This is a genomic window from Dendronalium sp. ChiSLP03b, from assembly GCF_034531165.2.
Lineage (GTDB): Bacteria > Cyanobacteriota > Cyanobacteriia > Cyanobacteriales > Nostocaceae > Dendronalium > Dendronalium minutum.
In genome coordinates, this window is record NZ_JAVRBR020000019.1 from 21527 (window position 1) to 44797 (window position 23271).

The window sequence follows — 23271 nt, forward strand, 5'->3', positions numbered from 1 at the left end:
AATCTCGTTTGTTACTATTGCAACAGATTTTGGCGGCAAGCCCAAGATAGCACGAATTGTTGGGGACTGTGGATTGGGGATCGGCGATTGGAGTAGGGAAAAAGGTAAAGAACGATCTCTGTGCTCTTTTCTTTCCCAGTCGCCAGTCCCTAGTCGCCAGTCCCCAGTACCCAGCTAACCAATGTCCGAACGCCGTAGCCAGTTGCTCCCGCGCCGTTGTAGCCATTTTCTTTGTCTGTCCAGACTGGGCCAGCAATATCTAAGTGTGCCCAAGGCGTATCTTTGACAAACTGCTTGAGGAAAAGGGCAGCGGTAATGGAACCACCTGGACGCGGCCCGGTGTTTTTCATGTCCGCAATGCCAGATTTCAATCCTTCAAAATATTTTTCTTCCATTGGCATTCGCCAAAGCTTTTCCCCTGAAGTTTCAGCAGCTTTTTCTAGCTGGGAAGCTACAGCATCATCGGGAGTGTACAAACCAGCAATATCGTCGCCCAAGGCAATGACACAAGCACCAGTCAGGGTGGCTAAGTCCACGATCGCATCTAAACCTAATTTGTCGGCAAACACTAAGGCATCTGCTAGGGTCAAACGTCCCTCAGCATCGGTATTGTTCACTTCTATTGTTTTGCCGTTAGAGGCTTTGAGGATATCACCTGGGTGCATGGCGTGACCGCTAATCATGTTCTCAGTCGCCGCTGAGATAAAGTGAACCTCAACATCTGGCTTGAGTTGCCCGATTGCTTTGGCTGCACCCAAGGTAGCTGCTGCCCCACCCATGTCAATTTTCATGGTTTCGATGCCGCTACCAGCACCTTTAATATTGAGTCCACCAGAGTCGAAGGTTAGACCTTTACCAATAATTGCTAGTTTCTTTTTGGGTGTACCTTCTGGCTTGTAAGTCAGGTGAATGAATTTTGGTGGCAAGTCAGAAGCTTGGGCAACTCCTAAAAAAGCTCCCATACCTAACTTTTCACAGTCTTCCCGTTCCAGAATTTCCACTTGTAAACCGTGGTCAGTGGCGATCGCTTGAGCGGTTTCTGCCAAAGTAATAGGTGTTACTTCGTTGGCTGGCGCTGCTACTAACTGCCGTGCCAAAATTACCCCCGAAACGATTTGATTAGCACGGGTAATGGCTGCTTCTTGTCCAGCAAAACCTAGTAAATCTACAGTTTCGATTTGTGGCCCTTTATCTTCTGGCTCTGATTTAAAGCGAATATCTTGATAAAGCGCTAATTGAGTTCCTTCAGCGATCGCTTGGGCAGTTGCCGCCGGATCGTTGTTCCATAATGGAAAACTAAAGCCGAGAGTTTTGCTTTTTTGCTTTTTGGCTACCCTAGCAGCAGCAGCAGCAGCGCGTCTCACTGAGTCTAGCTTCAGCGCTTCTGGTTTGCCCAAACCTACTAAAATGACTTTACGAATTAGGTTCCCAGCAGCCACACGGGTAAAGACGGTGCTGTTGGCTTTGGCTGTAAATTCTTCTTCAGCAATCAGTTCTTTTAAGACTCCAGCCAACTTCTCATTTAAAGTCGCTAGTTCACCAGTTAGCTCTACTGCATCTTCAAATAATCCAATTGCCAAAGTATCGCCCGCCCACTCTAACAAAGGCTTATCACTTAGTTGAATTGCCATTTTTGGATTTTGTGTAAATATTCCTTCCTGTACCAGTATTGCTTAAAATTCTTGTTTCAGTCTGAGGGGCAAGGGGATGGGGGATGGGGAAAGTAGGGGGGAGCAGGTTTTTCCTTTTTAGGCACAGAGAAGTTGAAGTGAGCAGCCCAAAACTCAGGAAAAAAAGCGACCAAAAGTAAGAGACTGGCCAAATAACAAAGCAACTATCAGCTAATCTTTGCCGGACTGTATTTTCTCTCTCACCCAGTAGTTATGCTAAAAATACTGCTAATCAAGTACGTCCAGCAAGATTGGCAACTACGGCTGCTAACTCGGTGGGGTTGACTGGTTTAGGGACGTGAAGTTGAAAGCCTGCTAATAAGGCTTGTGTGCGGTCTTCCGCCCTAGCATATGCTGTCAGCGCTACTGCGGGAATCCGTCCTCCTTGCTCTTGGGAAAGCGCTCTGAGTTTGCGAATCAGGGCGTAGCCATCTTCTTGTGGCATACCAATATCGCTCACAAGTATGTCGGGATGGAATTTTTGCAGGGCATCTATTGCCTCGAAAGCAGATGTAACTGCCATGACTTGTGCGCCATATTGTCCCAGAACTGTAGTGAGTAACTGACGGGTGTCTGGCTCATCATCGACGACAAGCACTCGTAAGCCGTTAAGGGTTGGCAAGCTATTAGAATCTTCACTGCTATTGAGGGGTAAGAGCTGCTTTGGTTTAGAGATATCTACAGCAATGGCTTTCATTGGTAGAGTGACGATAAACGTTGCTCCCTGTCCAACTCCTGGACTTTCAGCGCAGACTGTACCACCATGTAATTCTACTAAGTGGCGGACGATCGCTAACCCCAATCCTAGCCCGCCATGCGATCGCGTAGTTGAGCTATCAGCTTGGCGGAAGCGCTCAAATACGTAGGGCAGGAATTCCGGAGCAATTCCCCCTCCCGTATCGCTCACCCGAATTTGCACGCGAGAATTAATTCGCTCTAGTTGCACGGTCACTATTCCGCCTTTAGATGTGAATTTGACAGCGTTAGAAAGGAGGTTCCAGACTATCTGTTGCAGGCGGTTGGCATCGCCCATTACTACCCCAATAGCAGGGTCAAATCTACACTCAATGCGAATTTCTTTAGCGTCAGCTGCTGGACGTACTGTATCAATTGCTGCTTCTACAACTGGTATCAGTTCTACTGGATAAGTATTCAGGCGGAGTGTACCTCTAATAATCCGCGAAACATCTAAAACATCTTCAATTAATTGTGCTAGCGATTTAGTATTGCGATCGATTGTCTCTAGTGCTTGGGCAGTGGTGGTTTCATTAAATTTGCGGCTTCTGAGTAGCTGTGTCCAGCCTTGCATGGCGTTGAGAGGAGTCCGGAGTTCGTGAGAGAGTGTGCCTAAAAACTCGTCCTTCATCCGGTTTGCTGCTTCGGCTGAGGCGCGTGCTGCTTGTTCGCGCTGTAGTAGTTGTTCGCGCTCTTGCTCTGAGAGCTTGCGATCGGTAATGTCAATCATGAACCCATGTAGTTGCTGCGGTGTATCGCCATTCCGCACGACATTTACGATGTCATACAGCCAGACAACTCTGCCATCTGCTGCCAACATTCTGTATTCAAATTCATAATTATCTAATGTCAGAGAAGATTCTATACAATACTCGATCGCCCACTGCCGATCCTCTGGATGTATGTGTTCCTCCCAGAATTTATCGGCGTACCAGTCTGTTAGGGGATAACCGAGAATCTCAACAGTTTGCGGCCCTACATAGGTAAAATTTCCTGTGGTAGCATCTACTTCCCAAGGAATTACGCGGACTTTTTCTGTGAGTTTGCGAAATCGTTCTTCACTTGCTTTTAGTGCTGCTTCTGAGTGTTTGCGCTCTGTGATATCGCTAATTAACGCTACAAATCCTTCTACTGTTCCCTCTTGGTTAAACTGGGGAACGTAAGTGATAGTTACATAATGGATTGTCCCATCTTTATGAGGTAGTTGGGTTTCGTAAGTGACTTGTTCTCCTAACAATACCCGTTCTATATAAGGACGAATGGACTGATATACTGTTTCGTCTACAACTTCTTGAATGTGCTTGCCATAAGTTTCTGAGGCACTAATTCCATACCATTCTTCGTATTTTTTGTTATTAAAGCGGTAGCGTTGCTGGGTATCGACATAGGAAATAAAAACGGGTACAGCATTGGTAATCAGCCGCAGTTCTTCTTCTCGTTGACGCAAGGCTTGTTCTGCTCGTTGACGTTCTTGCAGCGCGGCTTGCTGTTGAGTTAAGTCCAGACAAAAGGTAATAATCTCTTGGTGGCGATCGTAAGGTTCCTGTAATAAAGCAACACCGATTAAGATGGGGACGCGGCTACCATCTTTGCGAATGTATTCTTTTTCAAAAGGAGTAGCAACTCCATGCTTTAAGAGTTCTTCTAATCCTTTTGCATTCAAATCTAAGTATTCTGGTGGTGTCATGGTATCCCAGCGCATTTCGCCTGCCAGCATTTCTTCACGGCTATAGCCCACCATGTTGAGAAAATAGTCGTTGGCATAGTGAAAGCCACCATTGAAGTTACTGAAGGCAACGCCAAAAATATTTGATTCTACTAGCCTGCGGAAGCGCTTTTCGCTCTCTCGCAGTGCAGCTTCTGCTTGCTTGCGTTCGGTGATGTTACGTCCGGCTGATACCTTTACCTGACGACCTTGGTATGTGTAGCTTTTGACGACTACTTCCAAGAAGAAATTTGTGCCATCTTTCTTTAAGGCAGTCACTTCATAATATTTTTCGTCACCAGATTGCATATCGTCCTGGCAACTTTTATAAGATTCTGGTGTTAAAAAGTCTGTCACCGACATGCCAATCACTTCGGAGATTTCGTAGCCAAACATTCTGGCAAAAGCTGGGTTGGCATCTAAAACTATACCGTTTTCGTGAATTACAACGCTTTCGATAGTGGCATCAGCTAAGGCACGATATCTGCTTTGGCTTTCACGCAGGGCGTTTTCTGCCTGCTTGCGAGCGGTTAGATCGAGCACAAAACCGATAATTTGTTGATTATTTTCTAACAAGGCAGAACCCAGGAGGACTGGTACACGACTACCATCTTTGCGGATATATTCTTTTTCAAAAGGCTGACACACACCTGTGGTTCTGAGTTCTGTAATGGAGCGATTGTCTGCTTCCAGATATTCTGGAGGTGTCATATCGCACCATCGCACCCTTCCTGCTAGCATATCCTGGCGCGTGTAACCTACCATCTTCAGAAAAGCATCGTTAGCTTCAACGATCGCGCCGCTCATATCAGCTACGATCGTTCCAATAATATCGGACTCTGCCAAGCATCTAAACTTTTTCTCGCTTGCCTGTAGCTTCTGCATACTCTCTTCTAGACGCTGTTTAGCAATACGTAGCGCTGAGTTCAGCCAGCTGATGAGTGTTGCTACCATGACAAACAAGACTAAACGCCACTTGCTGTCTAAGCTATAAACGAAAAGCGAAAACACTGGCTCTAGAAAAAAGTAGCTAACGACTAAACTAGATAAAGCTGTAGCCCAGAGTCCGGCTTCCATACCGCCATACCAAGCGCTAACTGCCACAGCAGCAAAGAATAGCAGAAAAATAGTTGGTGTCAGTAGTGGTTGTAGCAATAATGTTAGTAGAAATGCGCTACCAACAGCCAACAATGTCACAGCATAGAGCCTGAGCCGGGGTTGTATTCCTTTCAAGGTGGCTTCTCCTTTGGTGCAGCTAGCTGAAGGGATTATTCCCAAAATTGGCTAGACAATGCGATCGCCCAACACCTATTTTGCATCTGGAAAATCAACAGATAACAATTATTGGCCGTGAATCTATCTAAAGAGGTAAGAGTCAACATTTATTAGTCAGTTGTCAGTTTTCAGTTGCTTGCAGGAATTATGCACTTTTTGCGTTATTAGTAATCAAAGGACTGGGTAATAGGGAAATGTTAAAAGAAAAACGAATTTCTTTTACCTTTACCCCTGACGCTTTTACCTTTTCTCTTCGCAATCCCCGATCCCTAATCAAAATGGCTCGCACTCCTACATTAACTTTCGATCGCGGTACGTTAATTTTGCATCCACCACCACGCGGCAAAGGTTGGATGGATTATGCTACATGGGATGATAGAGTAGAAAAATTTCGGATTCCGGCGATTAGATACCGTTCGTTGGTGGAAGCACTACAAGCAGAGGAGGTTAGCTTTGTCGATGAAGCAAAGGAATTTTATCCGCTAGATTTGGTTGCGGGTTTGGAAATGGAACCTTATGCCCACCAAAGTGAAGCCTTAGCAGCTTGGAAGTTGGCGGGAAGGCAAGGGGTAGTTGTACTTCCTACGGCGGCAGGAAAAACTTATCTAGCACAAATGGCGATGCAGACGACACCGCGCAGTACGTTAATTGTGGTACCAACGCTGGATTTGATGCATCAGTGGTATGCACACTTGGTGGCGGCGTTTCCGGATGCGGAGGTAGGGTTGCTGGGGGGTGGTTCGCGGGATAAGACTCCAATTCTAGTTGCAACTTATGACAGTGCGGCAATTCATGCGGAAGCGTTAGGCAATCAATATGCTTTGATAATTTTTGACGAGTGTCATCATTTACCAACAGATTTTAATCGGGTAATTGCCGAATATGCGATCGCACCCTACCGTTTAGGACTTTCGGCTACTCCAGAACGCACTGATGGCAAACATGCAGACTTAAATATTTTGATTGGCCCGGAAGTATATCGCAAACGCGCTGAAGATTTGGCGGGAAAGGCGTTAGCAGAACACGAAATTGTCCAAATTAAGGTTAAGTTATCGCAACAGGAGCGAGAAAGATATAACGAGTTAATTCAAACTCGCAATGATTTTTTAAGGCAATCGAAAATTTCTTTAGGGAGTATTCAAGGTTGGCAGATGTTCGTGCAAATGAGTGCGCGATCGCAGGCTGGACGTAGAGCTATGTTAGCGCACCGCGAAGCTAAAGAGATTGCTTTGGGTACTGATGGAAAATTGCGAATTTTAGCTGATTTACTTGCACAACATTTTCCGCAAAGAATTTTGATTTTTACAGCTGATAATGCCACAGTTTACAGCATTTCTCAACAGTTATTAATTCCGGCAATTACCCATCAAACTCCTGTGAAAGAACGGCATGAAATATTAACAAAATTTCGGGAAGGTGAATACAATACTTTGATTGCTTCTCATGTGTTGAATGAAGGGGTTGATGTGCCAGCAGCTTCTGTGGCAATTATTTTATCTGGTACTGGTTCGACTAGGGAGTATATTCAACGTTTGGGGAGGGTTTTGCGGAAGGGAAATGTTGAAAATAAGCAAGCGATTTTATATGAGGTAGTGGCAGAGGATACGAGCGAAGAGGGAACTTCGGCGCGGCGGAGAGGGGAGAGGAGAGCAGGGGGAGTAGGGGAAGCAGGGGGAGAAAGGAAAAAGAAAGGAAATTTGCAGGTTGTATATGGGAGTGGTAAGGGAAAAAATTCTAAAGCTGCGGAACAGTTAGAAATTAATTATTCAGTCGAGAATTCAAAAGCAAAAAATAATCAGAAAAATGTTACCAACGGAGTTACTGAGTCATCGCCAAAACGGAGAAGAAATCATCCCGAAGAGACTGAAGATTGATGATAAAAATTTGGCGTTAGCAAATGAATTAATTTCTTGTTTTCAAGCTGCAATGGGTAAGACTCAAGGTGAGCTTGAGCGTTTACTTTCTGATTTGGAAGGAGATGCAACGGATTATCGAGTGAAGCGGGGTTTAGCTTATATTTTAAAAAGTAGTTTTTGTACGTTTGAGGTGGTGAGTCCTTTAGAACCGCAAATATTAAGAGAAAGAGTGTTTGCTTTAGCTGCAAAATCGGTTCCTAGCCATGAATCAACTCAAGTTACTCTGCTTAAACTTGCTGATGAGTTAAGTCAAGAATTAGAGCGAGAAATTTTACTAGAACAGGTTCGTAGTGGATTATATGCTGACTTAGCTGAAAATAAAATTTTAACTGCTTTTGATGCACCTCCAGCAGTAGATTTATTAAATAGATATAACTTGTCTCAGGTACAGGGAATATTTTATAAAGCGAGTCAACTAATTTTAAATGCTCATCGCAATGTTCCAGGAGAATATAAGCTGTTGTTTCGCTATCTCAAGTTGTTTCAACTTATGGCTTATATTGAGGGCGATGCTGACCACGGGTTTACAATTACGGTGGATGGGCCGACTAGTTTATTTAATCCTAGTACGCGATATGGGCTGGCGATCGCTAAACTCATTCCTGCTTTACTTCATGTGACAAAATGGAGTCTTTCGGCTATTTTGCAAACTCGTGATGTCTACACCGATACTTGGAAAACTGGGCGTTTTACTCTCAATTCTGAATGTGGTTTAGTATCACACTACTCCAAAGGTAAGCCTTACGATAGTATGCTAGAAGCATCTTTTGCTGATAAATGGGATGCGCTGAAAACTGACTGGATATTAGAGCGAGAAGTTGATTTAGTTCCGATTCCTGGTAGTGTGATGATTCCCGATTTTCGGTTAGTACATCCTGATGGTCGTGACTTCTTATTAGAAATTGTCGGTTATTGGCGACCAGAATATTTACAAAAGAAGTTTTCCCAAGTGCGGCGTGCTGGACGTGACGATTTGATTTTAGCAATTTCAGAACGGTTGAATCTTGAAAAGGCAGGGGTTAAATTAAATGATGTCCCTGCAAGAATTGTTTGGTTTAAAGACAAATTATTGCCGAAAGCTGTGCTAGCAGTAATAGATTGACGTAGTAATATTAAGAATCTCCAGGACACTAATTTTTTGGAATGTCTAAAAGATCATATAAATATTATTCAAATTTGAGCATAATATATTAATAATCTTCGCAATTTGTTAAGATAACAAAGTGGTCTCCGCCGCAAGCCCACCCACTAAAAAATGATGCATATAATTACCCGTTCCAGACTGTCAGAGTTCTGGGAAGTTCATTCTAATGCACAAACAAGCTTGCGGCTATGGTACAAACTCACATCGTTAGCTGAATGGCTAAACTTTGTAGAGTTACGCCAAACATTTCCCTCAGCAGATCAAGTTGGTAATCTGACAGTTTTTAACATAGGCGGAAATAACTATCGGCTCATTACTCTTGTAGATTACAAGTATCAAAAAGTTTTTATCCGCCATGTCCTCATACCATTTCCCAAAAATAATGATACAGATCCAAACCCAGAAACCTAGACTAAATGGGACTTTCTTAATTACGAATTACGAATTACGAATTACGAATTGGTATCACCCATGCAGAATATGACAAAGAGGACTGGAAAAATGATCCCTGGAATACCTAGCACTAATCCTTATATTGAATTACTTAAATCCTTTCCTCCTCGTCCTATAGCTTCTGAGGAAGAATTCTTGGCTACGCAAAAAGTAATTGATTCTCTTATTGATAAAGGTGAATTAACAGCAGATGAACAAGACTATCTCAATGTTTTAGGTACTCTAGTTAATGAGTACGAAGAAAAACATCATTCTATACTTGGTATTCATGGTGTTGAATTGCTGCAAGCTTTGATAGTTGAATTTGGTTTACGGCAAAAAGATTTAGTTCCTATTTTTAAAACAGAGTCCATTGTATCTGAAGTTTTGAGTGGGCAACGACAATTGACAGTTAACCATATTCGTCAACTCGCCGAATTCTTTCGCATTTCACCTGCTGCTTTTTTTGAGTCAATATGAGATTATTTTTTACTTGTTACTAACCCCAAACGCTTCTGCGTTCCCAATACTCAGCCACTCTTTTTTCCCACTGATTCCAGTAATCTTTGATGAGTGCTGGTTCAAACAAAAACACCTCGGCTGGCGTTTCTGGAATTGCTACCACCAACAAAGCATGTTTTAGCTGAATTCCATAATCTCGATAATACTGGTTAGCTGCTCCCATGTATGCTGTCAGTTGCAGTGGATGTTCGTATAAATGCTCAATTGAACCTTTGGGTTTGTCTGACGTTTTCCACTCGCAAATGCAGGGAATACCTTGATAGTTGGCAATACAATCAAGTTTGCCGGAATACTTCAAATCATAATGAAAAACTGAGCCTTCAACGAGTCTAACTGTATCGATTTCTTCTAAAACTGGCTTGATACTTTCCCAATAAGGAAGACTCGCTTCTGGACAAATAGGGTTTTGACCTAAGAGGTAGCGCTCAATTTGTTTGTGTGTTTGCGTTCCCCGACGACTGGCGTTTGTAGTAATGCGGGTAGCTTCTTCTGTACCAACACGCGCTTTCCAGTTTAATAATCTGTCACGGTCTGCTTGTGGTTTGGTGGCATTAAGTATTGTAGTAACGCTAGGGAAACGATTTCCCCGGTCGTCTACATAATATTGTTTACCATTTTCTCTCTGGGATTTGGCATTAATGCGTGGTAGCAGTTGGGTATCAAATTGCATTAGTTGATGTTTTGGCTTTGAAATTGCCTCTTGCGGGAAAGTGAATAAAACCTGATTTCATTGTAAAGAATATGACAAAAGATAAGCTTTTATAATTTTCATCATTAATGCTAAGACAACGGTAAATTTGGTGCACTCATCGCGTGTAGGCTTGACAGTCAGCCAACTGATGTAGTAAGACTCATTTATGTCCCTTTCGTCCCACATGTTGAAGTGGGTAGGAGGCAATGGATGATTGGCAGTATTTCTTTAATAGCGATCGCAGCAATCTAAATCAAGGTACTTACCGCATCTTTGAGCCGGAGTGGAAAGCAAATATTCTCCACTGGTTCAGCCGAGAGGATGTAGCTAAGGAGCAAAAAGAAGGTTTTATCGAGGCTTTAATAGATTTTGATGGCGGTTGCGGCGACTTTTATCGCTATCGCGCCTACTTTCTGGCGGCTGAGGCTATAGCTAAATTCCCAGAATGCAGTTTGGGTGATGCTATTGTCGAACAACTGCTCAAATGGAGTTATGGTTATTTTCGGCAGGATAAGCAAGATTGGCAGATACTTCCACAACCTTTGGTGAAGGCGGCAAGAAAAACGCTGGAATTAACCGACAGAAAACGGGTTGTCGCTGCTTTTGTCTATTTGGTTCATACTACTGAAAGTCGCTTAATTTTGAAACTTGCAGCCGAGAAGTTAGGAAAACTCGATCCAGGTAATCAAAGTGCGATCGCAGCTTTGGCGTTAATGCCAGTTGTTGAGAATGAATACCCATGCTGCCAGACAAATCAAAATCCTGGAGAAATATTAGTTGGTGATGAAACTGCGATCGCCTCGTTAATCCCAATCATAGAAACAACACTGAGTAAGGAAATTTGTTACTTAGCGCTTTTAGATTTAGGAAAAATTGCCATAGGTAATCAAACGGCAATCGCTTCTCTCAGTAAATTTTTACAGACAAACCAGGGTGATAGAATTTGCTATGACGCAGCTTGTGCTTTATGGAAAATCGATCCAGGTAACCAAGCTGTGCTGAAGGCATTAGTTAATATCATTGCAACTTCAGCAAGTGCGTATTTAATAGATTCCGTTGCTGAGAATCTGTTAACAATTGCTCCTGGCAATCAAGATGCGATCGCGTCTCTGTTAGAAATAATAGATAATACTGAAAACGAATTTCTCCGTCTTCCAGCTGCTTTTTATCTAGGAAAATTCGAGCCAGGTAATACGGTGGCGATTCGTACATTATCCCACCTACTCCAAACCACGGAAGATGAATCCGTGCGCTTGGATGCAGCTGATAGTCTAGCAACAATCGATCCGGGTAATCCAAAGGCGATCGCGACTTTATGCCAAATACTAGAAAGCGAGCCGTATAAAAATGAATCAATTCTGATGGATGCAGTTCATAATTTAGAACAACTCCATATATACGACAAACTCGTACAAGAGAAACTCAACGAAGTTATCCCCACTCTTATCCAATTCATTCAAACCTTTACGCAAGATGATGACAAGAAAAACTGCTTCAATAACCAAGCAACCACTCAATTATCTTATGGAGCTTGCCTTATTAAGGTTGCTGATAGTTTGACAAAAATTCTACCAAGCGAACAGTTGCCACAAACACTCATCTCTTTAAAAGACAATCTGAGCGAACAGTTCTACAAAAATAGCTCTTACCGCTATGAGGCTGTGTTTAATATCATTTGGCATTGTGCTGAGAATATGAATTATCCAGATTTCTACAAACTGTGGCACAGCTAATAAATTAAAAAGCTACGCAGAGAAAACCACAGTATTTCTCTGCGTCACTCTGCGTTTTCCTCAGCGTGACTCTGCGTTCAAATATTATTTATTCAAAATCACCCTCCTCTATTTCCTCCGGTTCCAGCAATTCCCAAATCAGGAAGGCTAACTCAATCACAATACCTGAACCGGGGATGAACAAGTCGGCAATTAGAGGAATCAGAAATAACAAAATTGCCATCAGCTTCTTAGCTTTCATTCGCTTTACCTTAAACGCTGAAGTAACGCTAAATTTGGGGTAGTACGTGAAAGCAAAAGCCGTTGTCTGTTGGCTGTGATGCGTGAATCTGCCGAGGTTTGAGTTTGGGGATGCTAGATTAAGTTTGGGGAATCCCTAAACTTTGTCGCAAATTTGAGCAAGAATGACTGATGGCGCGTGTTAGCTATGGTGATGAAGTCAAAGCGCGGGTAAGGCTGCTGTTAGAAAGGTTGTTGGCTTATGCCAATGATGAGATAGAAAACAGCGAACGTTTCAAAATTGCCCTGAACTCAGAAACGTCGAAGCAAGTAATAGTGAGGACACAGCTAAGAGTTTTGGCGGAACTTAGCGGTTTAACCAAAGAACAAGTCCGACAAGCACTAAATGCACTCAAAGATTTTTTGAGCATTCTGGAACATAAGCGCGAATACGAGCGAGGTTCGGAGAACTGGCACTTTCAGTTGAAGCTTTGGCATGACATAAGCGACAAAGACGGGAACTTAAAGAAATTTGATGCAGAATGGCAACACCGTAGAGAAGAATTACCCGGTGTGCGGCGTACTGAAGCGAGAAAAGCTAAACCCAAGCCGACGTTTTACGAAAATATTCCCTTAAGTGGGGTAATGGAATTTGTTGGACGTGAAGATGAATTGCAAAATCTCCACCAGCTTTTGCAGGAAAACGAACAGGTGGTGATAGCTGCTGTTGCTGGTATGGGTGGAGTTGGTAAAACAGAACTTGCCCTACAATATGCCAGGAATCACTGCGAAACTTACAAGGGTGGAATTTGCTGGTTGCTGGCAAAAGCTGGTGATGTGAGCATTCAAGTTGTGCAGTTTGCCAGAACTGTGCTTGATTTAAACCTACCAGAAGGTTTGGATGTTTTGGCACAAGTGCAATACTGCTGGCGGCATTGGCGTGAGGGCGATGTGCTGCTAGTGTTAGACGATGTTGGGGAATATCAGCAGGTTAAGCCTTATTTACCCTCGTCATCTTCCCGGTTTAAAGTGTTGATTACCACGCGCCAATACTTGGGAGCATCTATTAAGCAATTATCCCTGGATGTATTGCAACCAGAAGCGGCGCTGGAGTTATTAAAGTCATTTTTTAAAGAAACACCACAGCGAATTGAGCAAGAATTAGCTGTTGCAAATCAGTTGTGTGAGTGGTTGGGATATTTGCCTTTGGGTTTGGAATTAGTCGGGCGATATCTGAAGCGAAAACCAGACCTTTCTTTAACAGAAATGTTGCGACGGTTGGAGAAAAAGCGACTAGAACAAGCCGCCTTGGATAAACCAGAAGGCGACATGACAGCACAACGAGGTGTGTTAGCCGCTTTTGAGTTGAGTTGGCAGGAATTAAACGACGATGATAAGCAGTTGGGCTGTTTATTGAGTTTATTTGCACCCGCGCCTATACCTTGGGATTTGGTAGAACAGTGTTTACCAAAGTCAGACGAGGAAGAGTTAGAGGAAATTCGGGATGATAAGTTATTGAATTTGCATCTACTCCAGCGCAAAGATGAGGGAGTTTACCAATTGCATCCACTATTGCGCGAGTTTTTCCAATATAAGCTTACAGGTTTAGAACAGGCAGAGGAATTAAAGCGAAGTCTTTGCAAAGTAATGGTAGCAGTTGCCCAAGAGATTCCTTTTTCCCCGACTCTTGAACAAATCAACACTGTTTCCCCTGCCATACCTCACATAACAGAAGTAGCGAATAATCTGATTCAATACGTCAGCGATGAAGATTTAATTTGGTCATTCCTCGGCAACGCTCGATTTTATCAAGGTCAAGGATTGTATAATAAAGCAGCACCTTGGTATGAGCAGTGTATAGAAATCACGAAAAAACGCCTGGGCGAATCACACCCAGATGTCGCCACTAGCCTCAACAACCTCGCGTTACTCTACAATTCCCAAGGCAGATACAGCGAAGCCGAACCCCTTTTTCAACAAGCTTTAGCACTCTACCGCAAGCTACTGGGTGAAGAACATCAAAATGTCGCCACTAGCCTCAACAATCTCGCGTTACTCTACAATTCCCAAGACAGATACAGCAAAGCCGAACCCCTTTTTCAACAAGCTTTAGCACTTTACCGCAAGCTGCTGGGTGAAGAACATCGAAATGTCGCCGCTAGCCTCAACAACCTCGCGTTACTCTATAATTCCCAAGGCAGATACAGCGAAGCCGAACCCCTTTTACAACAAGCTTTAGCACTTAGGCGCAAGCTACTGGGTGAATCACATCCAGATGTCGCCAATAGCCTTAACAACCTAGCAGGACTCTACAATTCCCAAGGCAGATACAGCGAAGCCGAACCCCTTTTTCAACAAGCTTTAGCACTATGGCGCAAGCTGCTGGGCGAATCACATCCAGATGTCACCAATAGCCTCAACAACCTCGCGGGACTCTACAAATTCCAAGGCAGATACAGCGAAGCTGAACCCCTTTATCAACAAGCTTTGGCACTTAGGCGCAAGCTACTGGGCGAATCACATCCAGATGTCGCCACTAGCCTTAGCAACCTGGCGTTACTCTACAATTCCCAAGGCAGATACAGCGAAGCAGAACCTTTGTTCGTCCAAGCTTTAGCACTGAGGCGCAAACTACTGGGCGAATCATACCCAGATGTCGCCACTAGCCTCAACAACCTCGCGTTACTCTACGACTCCCAAGGCAGATACAGCGAAGCCGAACCCCTTTTTCAACAAGCTTTAGATATTTTTGAGCGACAGTTAGGGGTAAATCATCCTAATACTGTGACTGTGCGTGAAAATTTAGCATATTTGCGCGATTCTCTTACCTCACAACAGTAAAATTTAAGTTCCCAACCTCATCAATCAAGCTTTTATCTCCGAGTTTCGCGTTCTGAACTCAAAGTTTCGCGTTCTGAAGTCGAAGTTTCATGTTCTGAACTCAAAGTTTCGTGTTCTGAACAAGAATGTTCCTGTTCCAAGCGAGAACGTTCGTGTTCCAAACAAGAACGTTCCTGTTTTAAACGAAAATGTTTTTGTTCTGAGGTGGAATGATGTTGTTCTGGGGGCGATTCTTCCGGCTAAATTGTAGAATAAAGTGCGATCGCCCGCTGCAAGTATAAGATGAGATGCGATCGCTTTACTCTAGACCTAACATCAAATTATCTCTCTAAATGACTGCATTGTACTACAGCTATCGCTCCACCTAAATTGTAGAACGAGTGGCGATCGCTTTCTTGTGCTTGTAAATTGTAGAGAGCGATCGCCTATTGCAAAATAAGCATTATTAAAATAAATTAAATCCTTTTTCGCTTCTTAACTTTCTGTCAAAAGTTGCTGTTGAACTACAACCATTGTGTTGAGCGATCTCGCCGATTAAATAGTCGGATAAATCTGCCTTTCCCTGCTTAAATCGCTGTAATGCTTGATAAACTAAAGAGCGATTTTCTAACTCAAACACTGAACATTGCAGCATTAACTCTATAGTATTGCTAATTTCTTCTCTACTAAATTCATAAGGCTTTCCTCGTAAAACCCAAACCAACTAACAAAGAACTATATTCGCTACAAAACATTGCTCTCCCGCTTCGATGATTTCAGCAGCTTGTTTCCACTGCTTTTCATCATCTTTTGTGAGGTAGCGTACTAAAATATTTGTATCAACTCCAATCACTTGCGCCTTTTTGGATTGCTGCTTCCATTTCTTCTAAAGTCGCACTTTTCATTGCCGGACGATGTAAAATGCCGGACAAAGTTTGAACGGGAACATTGAGTGGAATTAGTTTGACTGTCCCATTTTCATCAATGACAAAATCAACCTTACTACCTATATCAAGATTAAGATAATCCCGAATTTCTTTAGGAATTATTACTTCTCCTTTGGTAGTGATGGTAACGCTAGCCATTACGCACTTTCCTTACATAAATTCTTTACTTAAATATAACGTTTCTTGGCAAATCAAGACAGCGATCGCTTTCTTGTGCTTGTAAATTTTAGAGAGCGATCGCCTATTTTTAAATTTTATTTTTTTGAATAGGGTATTGACAAAGGTATAAAATTATACTTTAATTAACATGTAAAAGAAAGGCGATCGCCCTCGGTCAGGAGTCTGCGATCGCCTTTCACCAAACCTCCACAATGGGAGATAACTACAATGATGACACAAGTACAATTATTTGTAGAGTATCAAAATTTCGTCCAATTCAAGCGGCAACAATACTTGCGTGGCGAAAATTTCAATACACCTACTCTAAATTTTCCTCAAAATCTATCGCCCAAAAGAGAACCGCTGAAACATCTACTAATTGGTTCTCCGAAAGCTGTCACCAGTACCATTCACCGTTTGCATGTGATTGGTTACGCCAGCACTGGAGACTGGAGTCCGCTACTCCCAACCGCTAACCCAGATGAGGTAATGAGTATTCTAATCCGTCAGATTTTAATACAATAACCACCAATTTAACTCCTAAACGCAGAGAGAAGCACAATTTTTCTCTGCGTTCCTTTGCGTTAAAAACAGAAAATTTTATAGATACTCATTGCTGGATTATGGCCTAGCACAGAAGATGTTTGCTAAAAATATCACAAATACAGAAGAGGACTTCAGATTTTAAAACAAGTAATCAGTTTTAAAGTTTTACACTTTTCAGTATCTCGTCTCGTGTTTCTTCAGGCGATTTATCTTTTGTATAAACCACGAATTTTGCTAAATCGTGATTTGAGTGATGCTTGACAAAATGTTCGTTAAAGTCAAAGCCGTTACTAACAATCCCGCCATTGCGTTTATTGAGTATTTGGATAGATTCTTCTAAATCTGGAGAAGGAAGAATCAACACGACATTGATATATGGCTCTAAAACTTGTTGCACCCGTTTGAAAAGTTCATCATCTTCATAAACAGAATGACCTGCACCAAAATCAATAACACAATTGCTATATTCAGAAAGCACTCTTTCAACTGCGTATGCTTCAAAGGGTTTCCAATAACGATAAATACTATGGAATCCTTCTTTTTCTCTTATTTGCTTTGCTAATTTCTCATCGTAATTTATTTCTTTATAGTAATTCAATCGTACATCGTCCATAGAACACTGCGGAATATCTAACTTTTGGGCGATGAGTTCTCCAAGCGTGCTTTTACCTGTACTAATTGGGCCAATAAGAATAATATCTAAAATCTTACGACTCATTTTGAAAAGCTTAAAGATTAAAAACAACTCTGCTATGCAAATAAATTTCGCTTGCACCCACCAACTTGAAGATTCAGCCCATTAAAACTTTAATTCCTCACTCATACGTTGTTCCAACACTTCTAATAACTCATCCACATTTTTACCAGCTTCTTCAAAGCAATTTGGCGGCGCTGGTTCGGGTGCAAACTGAATTAGCTTAATTTCACCCTTACCAATACCAATCATCACAACTTCCACTTCTGGTTGATGATTCTCGACAATTCCTAAAATTTCTTGCAACCGATTTTCAACTTTATCATTGAGTTTTTCTATCGCCTCTTTAGGACAATAAACAAAATGTGGAGTCGGTTGCAAATCAATGCCGATAGTACCCTGGCTATTGCCATTTTCTAACCACAATCCCCAAAACAGCGCCGCCAATTCTCGCTGATTTTCTTTAACAAATTTATCTAACTGGCTGCGCCACTTGTTATCTCCTGATTCCGGCTGGGTAGTACCAAACAACATAAGCAATTAAAAATTAAAAAAGACATAAAGTTTATTTTAGAGTCTCTATGCTTCTGCGTGAAATTTATCTCAAACCACTCTGCACGCGCCAGAGACTGGCATAAATACCATTTTTATCCAGCAATTGTTCATGGGTTCCTGACTCTACTAATTGTCCGTGTTCCATGACATAAATACAATCGGCATTGCGGATAGTAGAAAGACGATGCGCGATCGCAATTGTAGTTCTATCAACTATAATCCGTTCGAGCGATCGCTGAATTGCGGCTTCTGTTTCATTATCTACTGCTGAGGTCGCTTCATCCAAAATCAATATGGGCGGATTCTTCAATACTGCACGAGCGATCGCAATTCTTTGTCTTTGTCCACCAGATAACTTTTGTCCTCTTTCTCCCACGATTGTCTCATAACCTTGAGGCAGTCTGAGAATAAATTCGTGTGCCTCAGCAACTTTAGCAGCCGTGATGATTTCTTGTTCTGTGGCATCAAAAGTACCATAAGCGATATTCTCTGCTACCGTGCCATGAAATAAAAATACATCTTGACTGACTAAACCAATGCAGCGGCGTAAATCTTGCAATCTCAAATCTTGCAAGTCGATGCTATCCAAAGTTATTGCGCCGGTTTTTATTTCATACAACCGCAATAAAAGTTTGACTAAAGTGCTTTTACCAGAACCAGTAGAACCAACAATTGCTATGGTTTTACCTGCGGGAATATTCAAAGACAGATTTTTAATCACAGGAAATCTATCTTTATAAGCAAAAGTCACATCTTTAAATTGAACTTCACCGCGTACAGTATCCACAGGTAAAGCTATATTACCTGGATGAATAGCGATAGGAGTATCCAACAAATCCATCACGCGATTAGTAGAAGCCATCGCTCGTTGATATTGGTCAAAAGTATCGCCTAATCTGGTTAAAGGCCACAACAAGCGCTGGATTAAAAATACCAATACACTGTAAGTACCTACAGACATTTTTCCAGCAACCGCCGCCATACCGCCATACAGCAGTAATGCCGTAAAACCCACCAAAATCAACATCCGAATCAGGGGTACGAATGCAGCAGAAAGTTTAATTGCTTTGGCGTTACTTTGCCTGTAAGCTTCACTGTCTTCTGTTAAACGTGAAGTTTCGTAATTTTCGGCGGTGAAACTTTTAATAGTAGTGATACCGCTTAAATTATTTACCAACCGCGCATTCAAGTAACCTACCTTTTCCCGCACCTTAGCGTAGCGAGGTGCCAAGAGGCGTTGAAAAGCAAAAGAACCCCACAAGATAAATGGCATCGGCGACAGCGCCATCCACGCTACACTAGGAGCCAAAACAAAGAAGGCTCCACCAATAATGATTACTGTTGTGACAACTTGGATGATGTCATTTGCTCCCACATCCAGAAAACGCTCTAGTTGGTTGATATCATCACTGAGGATAGACATCAAACCGCCAGTGCTGCGTTCTTCAAAATAAGCTAATTCCAAATCTTGCAGATGGTTGTATGCATCCAGACGGAGGTTATGCTGAATATTTTGTGCCAAGTTGCGCCAAAGTTGAGCGTATGCGTACTCAAAAGCCGATTCTAGTATCCAAATGATGACAGTGAGCAGGGAAATAATTAAAAATTGCCCAAAAACATCACGTATTCCCAACTGAGCAATGATAGAATCCTGCTGTTTTACCACTACATCAACCGCAATTCCAATTAATGCGGGTGGTGCCAAATCAAAGAGTTTATTTAGGATGGAACAACCAATAGCCAGCCAAATGTGTTTACGATACTGTTGTCCATACTCAAGTAGGCGCTGGAGTGGATGCGCTGAATTACGCCTTCTTGATAAACGATGAGATTTTAATACTGTAGCCACAGCCATTTGCAGTTGCGTGCAACTGATATTACCACGAGATCGGGAAACATCGCACTTTTGTAGTCTTGACCCTACCTGTAGTAGGCGTAGGACATGCCAACATAATACAGACTCGCAGCTAAAAAAGGAGGGAATAACTTGAAAAATCAGCAATTGGGAAATTGGCAAACTACAGTTTTGGGAATTGTATTGGCAATAGTTGCGATTATCAGCTTAAATTCTTTTATTATTATCAACCCAGGACAAGCAGGAGTAATCAGTATTTTGGGTAAGGCGAGAGATGGGGCTTTACTAGAGGGAATTCACGTGAAACCACCCTTCATCTCAGCGATCGATGTGTATGATTTGACGGTGCAAAAGTTTGAAGTGCCAGCAGAAAGTTCCACAAAAGATTTGCAAAATTTATCGGCGAGATTTGCGATTAACTTTCGCCTCGATCCCACCCAGGTAGTTGAGGTGAGAAGAAAACAAGGAACTTTAGAAAATATTGTCTCGAAAATAATTGCCCCTCAGACACAAGAAGCATTCAAAATCGCAGCCGCTAGAAGAACAGTAGAAGAAGCAATTACCAAACGCAGTGAATTGAAAGAAGACTTTGATAATGCTTTAGGCGATCGCTTAGATAAATATGGGATAATTGTGTTAGACACTAGCGTAGTTGACTTAACTTTCTCGCCCGAATTTGCCAGAGCAGTAGAAGAAAAACAAATAGCTGAACAGCGGGCACAAAGAGCCGTTTATGTAGCACGAGAAGCAGAACAAGAAGCACAAGCAGAAATTAATCGCGCCAAGGGGAAAGCAGAAGCTCAAAGACTCTTAGCAGAGACACTTAAAGCTCAAGGCGGACAGTTAGTTCTGCAAAAAGAAGCAATTGAAGCTTGGAAGACTGGCGGCGCACAAATGCCAAAAGTGCTTGTTATGGGTGGTGAATCACAAAGTAGTGTACCTTTTCTTTTCAACCTAGGGAATATTTCAAACCAACCCTAGTTGGAGTAAATAATATTAAATACAGTGGGCTGTGCCTACCTCAGACACAAAAGCAAACTCAGGAAATAATAAACTAAGTTTATGTCAACTCCCAATCACGACAATTTCACAACCTCAGAAGCAAAAAAAATTCTGATTAAATTCAATTGTTTAGATATTGCACCTATCCTCAAGCCATCAGAAAAAGCGTTAACCCGTCGTGCCTTAATTTTGCTTACAAGTCTTTCTGATTACCAAATATTAGGAATTTGTGCCGATACAGCAGAAGAAGGCATACTTGCTATGAAAACTTATTCTCATGCTTTTGGTTATGAAGCCCCAAGCAATTTACCGACAGTAGAAGGCCCAGTTTATATCAAGTTAAATGGTAAAAATGGTCTATGTCATCTCGACTCCTACTCCGGACATCATCGCGGAGTCTTAGTGTCTTGCCAGTCTTACAATGAAGAGGGAATAAATGAATTGTATGGACATTTACCCCTCGATTTATTTGTCTAAAATTTGGAAAAAGTAGGTAAGATATATACCTTGCCTACTGACTAATAACTAATGACTAAAATTTATGAGTATTATTACACTACAGTCAGTAAAAAAAGACTTTGGTATCAAAGAAATTTTGAAAGATGCTAATTTTAGTCTAGATGTTACTGATAAAGTTGGCTTAATCGGTACAAATGGTTCTGGTAAATCAACTTTATTAAAGATGATTGCTGGACTAGAACCAATTGATAGCGGTCAAATTCTTTTCAACTCTGGTTCTAAAATAATTTACTTGCCTCAACAGCCAGAATTAGACGAAAATCGCACAGTTTTAGAGCAAGTTTTCGCTGACAGTGGCGAACATATAACTCTAGTACGTGAGTATGAAGAACTGACTGATAAACTGGCTCATTATCCTGAAGATAGTCAGTTGATGTCTCGTCTTTCCGTGGTAATGCAGCGTATGGATGCGACTGGCGCTTGGGAATTGGAAACTAATGCCAAAATCATCCTCAGCAAATTAGGAATTTCTGACTTTAACGCGCTCATTGGTACTTTATCAGGAGGCTATCGCAAGCGTATTGCTCTAGCAACAGCTTTGCTATCAGAACCAGATGTTTTGCTTATGGATGAGCCAACAAACCATCTCGATGCTCTTTCTGTGGAATGGTTGCAAAGTTATTTGAATCGTTTTCGCGGCGCACTTTTATTAATAACCCATGACCGCTACTTTTTGGATCGAGTCACTAATCGTATTATTGAAATAGATAGAGGCGATATTTTCACTTACACGGGCAATTATTCATATTATCTAGAAAAGAAAGCTTTAGCGGAAGAATCTGCTATTAGCAGTCAACGCAAACATCAAGGTGTGTTGCGGCGCGAACTCGAATGGCTAAAACGCGGCCCAAAAGCTCGGAGTACGAAACAAAAAGCCAGAATTGAGCGCATTCATGCGATGCGAGAAACTGAGTTTAAACAAGCTCAAGGTAAAGTTGATATTTCTACAGTTAGTCGTCGTATTGGCAAGAAAGTTATTGAACTGAATAATATATCGAAAGCTTATAGCGATCGCACTCTAATTAATAATTTTACTTACGAATTTAGTCCAGAAGACCGCATTGGGATTATTGGCGGTAACGGTGCGGGTAAATCCACCCTTATGGATATCATTACTGGGCGCGTTCAACCAGACTCAGGTAGTGTAGAAATTGGCGCTACCATTCACATCGGTTATTTTGACCAACATTCTGAAGAATTACTCACAGCCTTAGATGAAAATCAGCGGGTAATTGACTACATCAAAGAAGAAGGAGAATTTGTCAAAATAGCCGACGGTACTAAAATTACCGCATCTCAAATGTTAGAGCGGTTTCTGTTTCCAGGAAATCAGCAATATGCTCCTATTCATAAACTCTCAGGAGGAGAAAAACGGCGGTTATTTTTATTGCGTATTCTTATTAGTGCGCCTAATGTCTTGATTTTAGACGAACCGACAAATGATTTAGATGTCCAGACATTAGCAGTCTTAGAAGATTATTTAGAAGACTTTTCTGGCTGTGTAATTGCAGTTTCTCACGACCGCTACTTTCTCGACCGCACTGTAGACACAATTTTTGCCTTAGAAGAAGGTGGAAATTTGCGGCAATATCCAGGTAATTACTCAGTTTATCTCGATTACAAAAAAGCCGAAGAAGAACAGCAGCTTGCTGCAAACACTAAGGAAAAATTAAAAGATGTAGAAGCTCAAAAAGCTACGTCTTCACCGCAAAATACCGAAAATAAAAAGCGACGCAGACTATCCAATTGGGAAAAGCAGGAATTCGAGCAATTGGAAGGTAAAATTGTTCAGTTAGAAGATGAGAAAGCAGAAACAGAAAAAGCACTAACAAATGTCTCTCCTGGAAATTACACCCAAGTGCAAAAACTCTACGAACAAGTGGAAAAGCTTAAGCAAGCAATCGATGTGGCAACCGAACGTTGGTTAGAATTAGCTGAGATGGATTCCTAATACAATAGGCGATAAATAAGAACGTACTCGCGCTACTTAAAGTAGTGGCGTGTCAAGGCTAAAATGTTGCATTAGAATCGCCTGTTTCATCGGTTTCAAAAATTGGATAAAGATGTTTAAGTTTGACACGCGCGTCTTCAGTAGTAAAACGCCAAATTACTTTACTGGCGGTACAGTTGCG

The 23271-nt window shown here is 42.0% G+C and carries 19 protein-coding genes and 1 pseudogene; 10 read left to right on the forward strand and 10 right to left on the reverse strand.

Features of this window, described 5'->3' with window-relative positions; all coding sequences use genetic code 11:
- Positions 1 to 149: 149 nt before the first annotated feature.
- Positions 150 to 1631, reverse strand: a complete 1482-nt coding sequence (locus tag RMY31_RS05750; RefSeq protein ID WP_322665120.1) for a leucyl aminopeptidase — start codon at positions 1629 to 1631, stop codon at positions 150 to 152.
- Positions 1632 to 1902: 271 nt separating this feature from the next.
- Entirely contained in the window at positions 1903 to 5343 is a 3441-nt protein-coding gene (locus tag RMY31_RS05755) for a PAS domain S-box protein (protein ID WP_322665122.1), read from the reverse strand.
- Between the two features lie 320 nt (positions 5344 to 5663).
- Here RMY31_RS05755 and RMY31_RS05760 point away from each other — a divergent pair, with 320 nt between their 5' ends.
- The 4 genes from RMY31_RS05760 to RMY31_RS05775 all read left to right on the forward strand — a co-directional run bounded on the left by RMY31_RS05760 (position 5664) and on the right by RMY31_RS05775 (position 9357).
- Positions 5664 to 7259, forward strand: coding sequence for a DEAD/DEAH box helicase family protein (locus RMY31_RS05760; protein ID WP_322665139.1), 1596 nt, complete (start codon positions 5664 to 5666; stop codon positions 7257 to 7259).
- Positions 7189 to 8403: a DUF790 family protein gene (locus RMY31_RS05765; RefSeq protein ID WP_322665124.1), complete on the forward strand. Its 1215-nt coding sequence runs from the start codon at positions 7189 to 7191 to the stop codon at positions 8401 to 8403. The genes RMY31_RS05760 and RMY31_RS05765 overlap by 71 nt, the downstream gene beginning before the upstream one ends.
- 153 nt (positions 8404 to 8556) lie before the next feature.
- On the forward strand, positions 8557 to 8856 hold the full coding sequence (locus tag RMY31_RS05770; RefSeq protein ID WP_322665126.1) for a type II toxin-antitoxin system HigB family toxin: 300 nt from the start codon (positions 8557 to 8559) through the stop codon (positions 8854 to 8856).
- A gap of 90 nt (positions 8857 to 8946) precedes the next feature.
- On the forward strand, positions 8947 to 9357 hold the full coding sequence (locus RMY31_RS05775; RefSeq protein WP_322665128.1) for a transcriptional regulator: 411 nt from the start codon (positions 8947 to 8949) through the stop codon (positions 9355 to 9357).
- A gap of 19 nt (positions 9358 to 9376) precedes the next feature.
- Here the strand turns inward: RMY31_RS05775 and RMY31_RS05780 are convergent, their stop codons facing one another.
- On the reverse strand, positions 9377 to 10069 hold the full coding sequence (locus tag RMY31_RS05780) for a PD-(D/E)XK nuclease family protein (protein WP_322665130.1): 693 nt from the start codon (positions 10067 to 10069) through the stop codon (positions 9377 to 9379).
- A 227-nt stretch (positions 10070 to 10296) separates the two neighbouring features.
- Between RMY31_RS05780 and RMY31_RS05785 the strand changes: the two genes are divergently transcribed.
- A complete protein-coding gene (locus RMY31_RS05785) occupies positions 10297 to 11823 on the forward strand; it encodes a HEAT repeat domain-containing protein (RefSeq protein WP_322665132.1) in 1527 nt (508 codons plus the stop codon).
- 88 nt (positions 11824 to 11911) lie between these two features.
- Here RMY31_RS05785 and RMY31_RS05790 read toward each other — a convergent pair whose 3' ends face one another.
- Positions 11912 to 12064, reverse strand: coding sequence for a hypothetical protein (locus tag RMY31_RS05790; RefSeq protein ID WP_322665135.1), 153 nt, complete (start codon positions 12062 to 12064; stop codon positions 11912 to 11914).
- A 170-nt stretch (positions 12065 to 12234) separates the two neighbouring features.
- Here RMY31_RS05790 and fxsT point away from each other — a divergent pair, with 170 nt between their 5' ends.
- A complete protein-coding gene (gene fxsT, locus RMY31_RS05795; RefSeq protein ID WP_409877418.1) occupies positions 12235 to 14883 on the forward strand; it encodes an FxSxx-COOH system tetratricopeptide repeat protein in 2649 nt (882 codons plus the stop codon).
- A 32-nt stretch (positions 14884 to 14915) separates the two neighbouring features.
- On the opposite strand, the gene RMY31_RS05800 is transcribed toward fxsT, so the two are convergent.
- The 3 genes and pseudogenes from RMY31_RS05800 to RMY31_RS05810 form a co-directional block, all read right to left on the reverse strand.
- The gene (locus tag RMY31_RS05800) at positions 14916 to 15044 is read right to left on the reverse strand and encodes a hypothetical protein (protein WP_409877419.1); all 129 of its coding nucleotides are present in this window, start codon (positions 15042 to 15044) and stop codon (positions 14916 to 14918) included.
- Between the two features lie 284 nt (positions 15045 to 15328).
- A pseudogene (locus RMY31_RS05805) lies at positions 15329 to 15715 on the reverse strand (PIN domain-containing protein).
- Positions 15702 to 15947 (reverse strand): AbrB/MazE/SpoVT family DNA-binding domain-containing protein, encoded by a 246-nt coding sequence (locus RMY31_RS05810; RefSeq protein ID WP_409877421.1) that lies wholly within the window; start codon positions 15945 to 15947, stop codon positions 15702 to 15704. The pseudogene RMY31_RS05805 and the gene RMY31_RS05810 overlap by 14 nt, the downstream one beginning before the upstream one ends.
- Positions 15948 to 16196: 249 nt before the next feature.
- Here RMY31_RS05810 and RMY31_RS05815 point away from each other — a divergent pair, with 249 nt between their 5' ends.
- Positions 16197 to 16493 carry a hypothetical protein gene (locus RMY31_RS05815; RefSeq protein WP_409877423.1) on the forward strand — a complete coding sequence of 99 codons (297 nt, stop codon included), beginning with the start codon at positions 16197 to 16199 and terminating at the stop codon, positions 16491 to 16493.
- 178 nt (positions 16494 to 16671) lie between these two features.
- On the opposite strand, the gene RMY31_RS05820 is transcribed toward RMY31_RS05815, so the two are convergent.
- From RMY31_RS05820 to RMY31_RS05830, 3 genes are all read right to left on the reverse strand, one after another.
- The gene (locus RMY31_RS05820; RefSeq protein ID WP_409877425.1) at positions 16672 to 17232 is read right to left on the reverse strand and encodes a shikimate kinase; all 561 of its coding nucleotides are present in this window, start codon (positions 17230 to 17232) and stop codon (positions 16672 to 16674) included.
- Positions 17233 to 17313: 81 nt separating this feature from the next.
- Positions 17314 to 17742, reverse strand: coding sequence for a hypothetical protein (locus tag RMY31_RS05825; protein ID WP_409877427.1), 429 nt, complete (start codon positions 17740 to 17742; stop codon positions 17314 to 17316).
- 64 nt (positions 17743 to 17806) lie between these two features.
- Entirely contained in the window at positions 17807 to 19618 is a 1812-nt protein-coding gene (locus RMY31_RS05830; RefSeq protein WP_409877429.1) for an ABC transporter ATP-binding protein, read from the reverse strand.
- A 132-nt stretch (positions 19619 to 19750) separates the two neighbouring features.
- Here RMY31_RS05830 and RMY31_RS05835 point away from each other — a divergent pair, with 132 nt between their 5' ends.
- The 3 genes from RMY31_RS05835 (at position 19751) to RMY31_RS05845 (ending at position 23090) form a co-directional block, all read left to right on the forward strand.
- The gene (locus RMY31_RS05835) at positions 19751 to 20599 is read left to right on the forward strand and encodes a prohibitin family protein (RefSeq protein WP_409877431.1); all 849 of its coding nucleotides are present in this window, start codon (positions 19751 to 19753) and stop codon (positions 20597 to 20599) included.
- Between the two features lie 81 nt (positions 20600 to 20680).
- Positions 20681 to 21097, forward strand: coding sequence for a DUF1824 family protein (locus RMY31_RS05840; RefSeq protein ID WP_409877432.1), 417 nt, complete (start codon positions 20681 to 20683; stop codon positions 21095 to 21097).
- A gap of 64 nt (positions 21098 to 21161) precedes the next feature.
- Entirely contained in the window at positions 21162 to 23090 is a 1929-nt protein-coding gene (locus RMY31_RS05845; protein WP_409877434.1) for an ATP-binding cassette domain-containing protein, read from the forward strand.
- Positions 23091 to 23271: the final 181 nt, after the last annotated feature.

Coding starts and splice junctions, on each gene's coding strand:
- RMY31_RS05750 (WP_322665120.1), bottom strand. CDS start 1,631: ATGGCAATTCAACTAAGTGATAAGCCTTTGTTAGAGTGGGCGGGCGAT.
- RMY31_RS05760 (WP_322665139.1), top strand. CDS start 5,664: ATGGCTCGCACTCCTACATTAACTTTCGATCGCGGTACGTTAATTTTG.
- RMY31_RS05765 (WP_322665124.1), top strand. CDS start 7,189: ATGTTACCAACGGAGTTACTGAGTCATCGCCAAAACGGAGAAGAAATC.
- RMY31_RS05770 (WP_322665126.1), top strand. CDS start 8,557: ATGATGCATATAATTACCCGTTCCAGACTGTCAGAGTTCTGGGAAGTT.
- RMY31_RS05775 (WP_322665128.1), top strand. CDS start 8,947: ATGATCCCTGGAATACCTAGCACTAATCCTTATATTGAATTACTTAAA.
- RMY31_RS05780 (WP_322665130.1), bottom strand. CDS start 10,069: ATGCAATTTGATACCCAACTGCTACCACGCATTAATGCCAAATCCCAG.
- RMY31_RS05785 (WP_322665132.1), top strand. CDS start 10,297: ATGGATGATTGGCAGTATTTCTTTAATAGCGATCGCAGCAATCTAAAT.
- RMY31_RS05790 (WP_322665135.1), bottom strand. CDS start 12,064: ATGAAAGCTAAGAAGCTGATGGCAATTTTGTTATTTCTGATTCCTCTA.
- fxsT (WP_409877418.1), top strand. CDS start 12,235: ATGGCGCGTGTTAGCTATGGTGATGAAGTCAAAGCGCGGGTAAGGCTG.
- RMY31_RS05810 (WP_409877421.1), bottom strand. CDS start 15,947: ATGGCTAGCGTTACCATCACTACCAAAGGAGAAGTAATAATTCCTAAA.
- RMY31_RS05815 (WP_409877423.1), top strand. CDS start 16,197: ATGATGACACAAGTACAATTATTTGTAGAGTATCAAAATTTCGTCCAA.
- RMY31_RS05820 (WP_409877425.1), bottom strand. CDS start 17,232: ATGAGTCGTAAGATTTTAGATATTATTCTTATTGGCCCAATTAGTACA.
- RMY31_RS05825 (WP_409877427.1), bottom strand. CDS start 17,742: ATGTTGTTTGGTACTACCCAGCCGGAATCAGGAGATAACAAGTGGCGC.
- RMY31_RS05830 (WP_409877429.1), bottom strand. CDS start 19,618: ATGGCTGTGGCTACAGTATTAAAATCTCATCGTTTATCAAGAAGGCGT.
- RMY31_RS05840 (WP_409877432.1), top strand. CDS start 20,681: ATGTCAACTCCCAATCACGACAATTTCACAACCTCAGAAGCAAAAAAA.
- RMY31_RS05845 (WP_409877434.1), top strand. CDS start 21,162: ATGAGTATTATTACACTACAGTCAGTAAAAAAAGACTTTGGTATCAAA.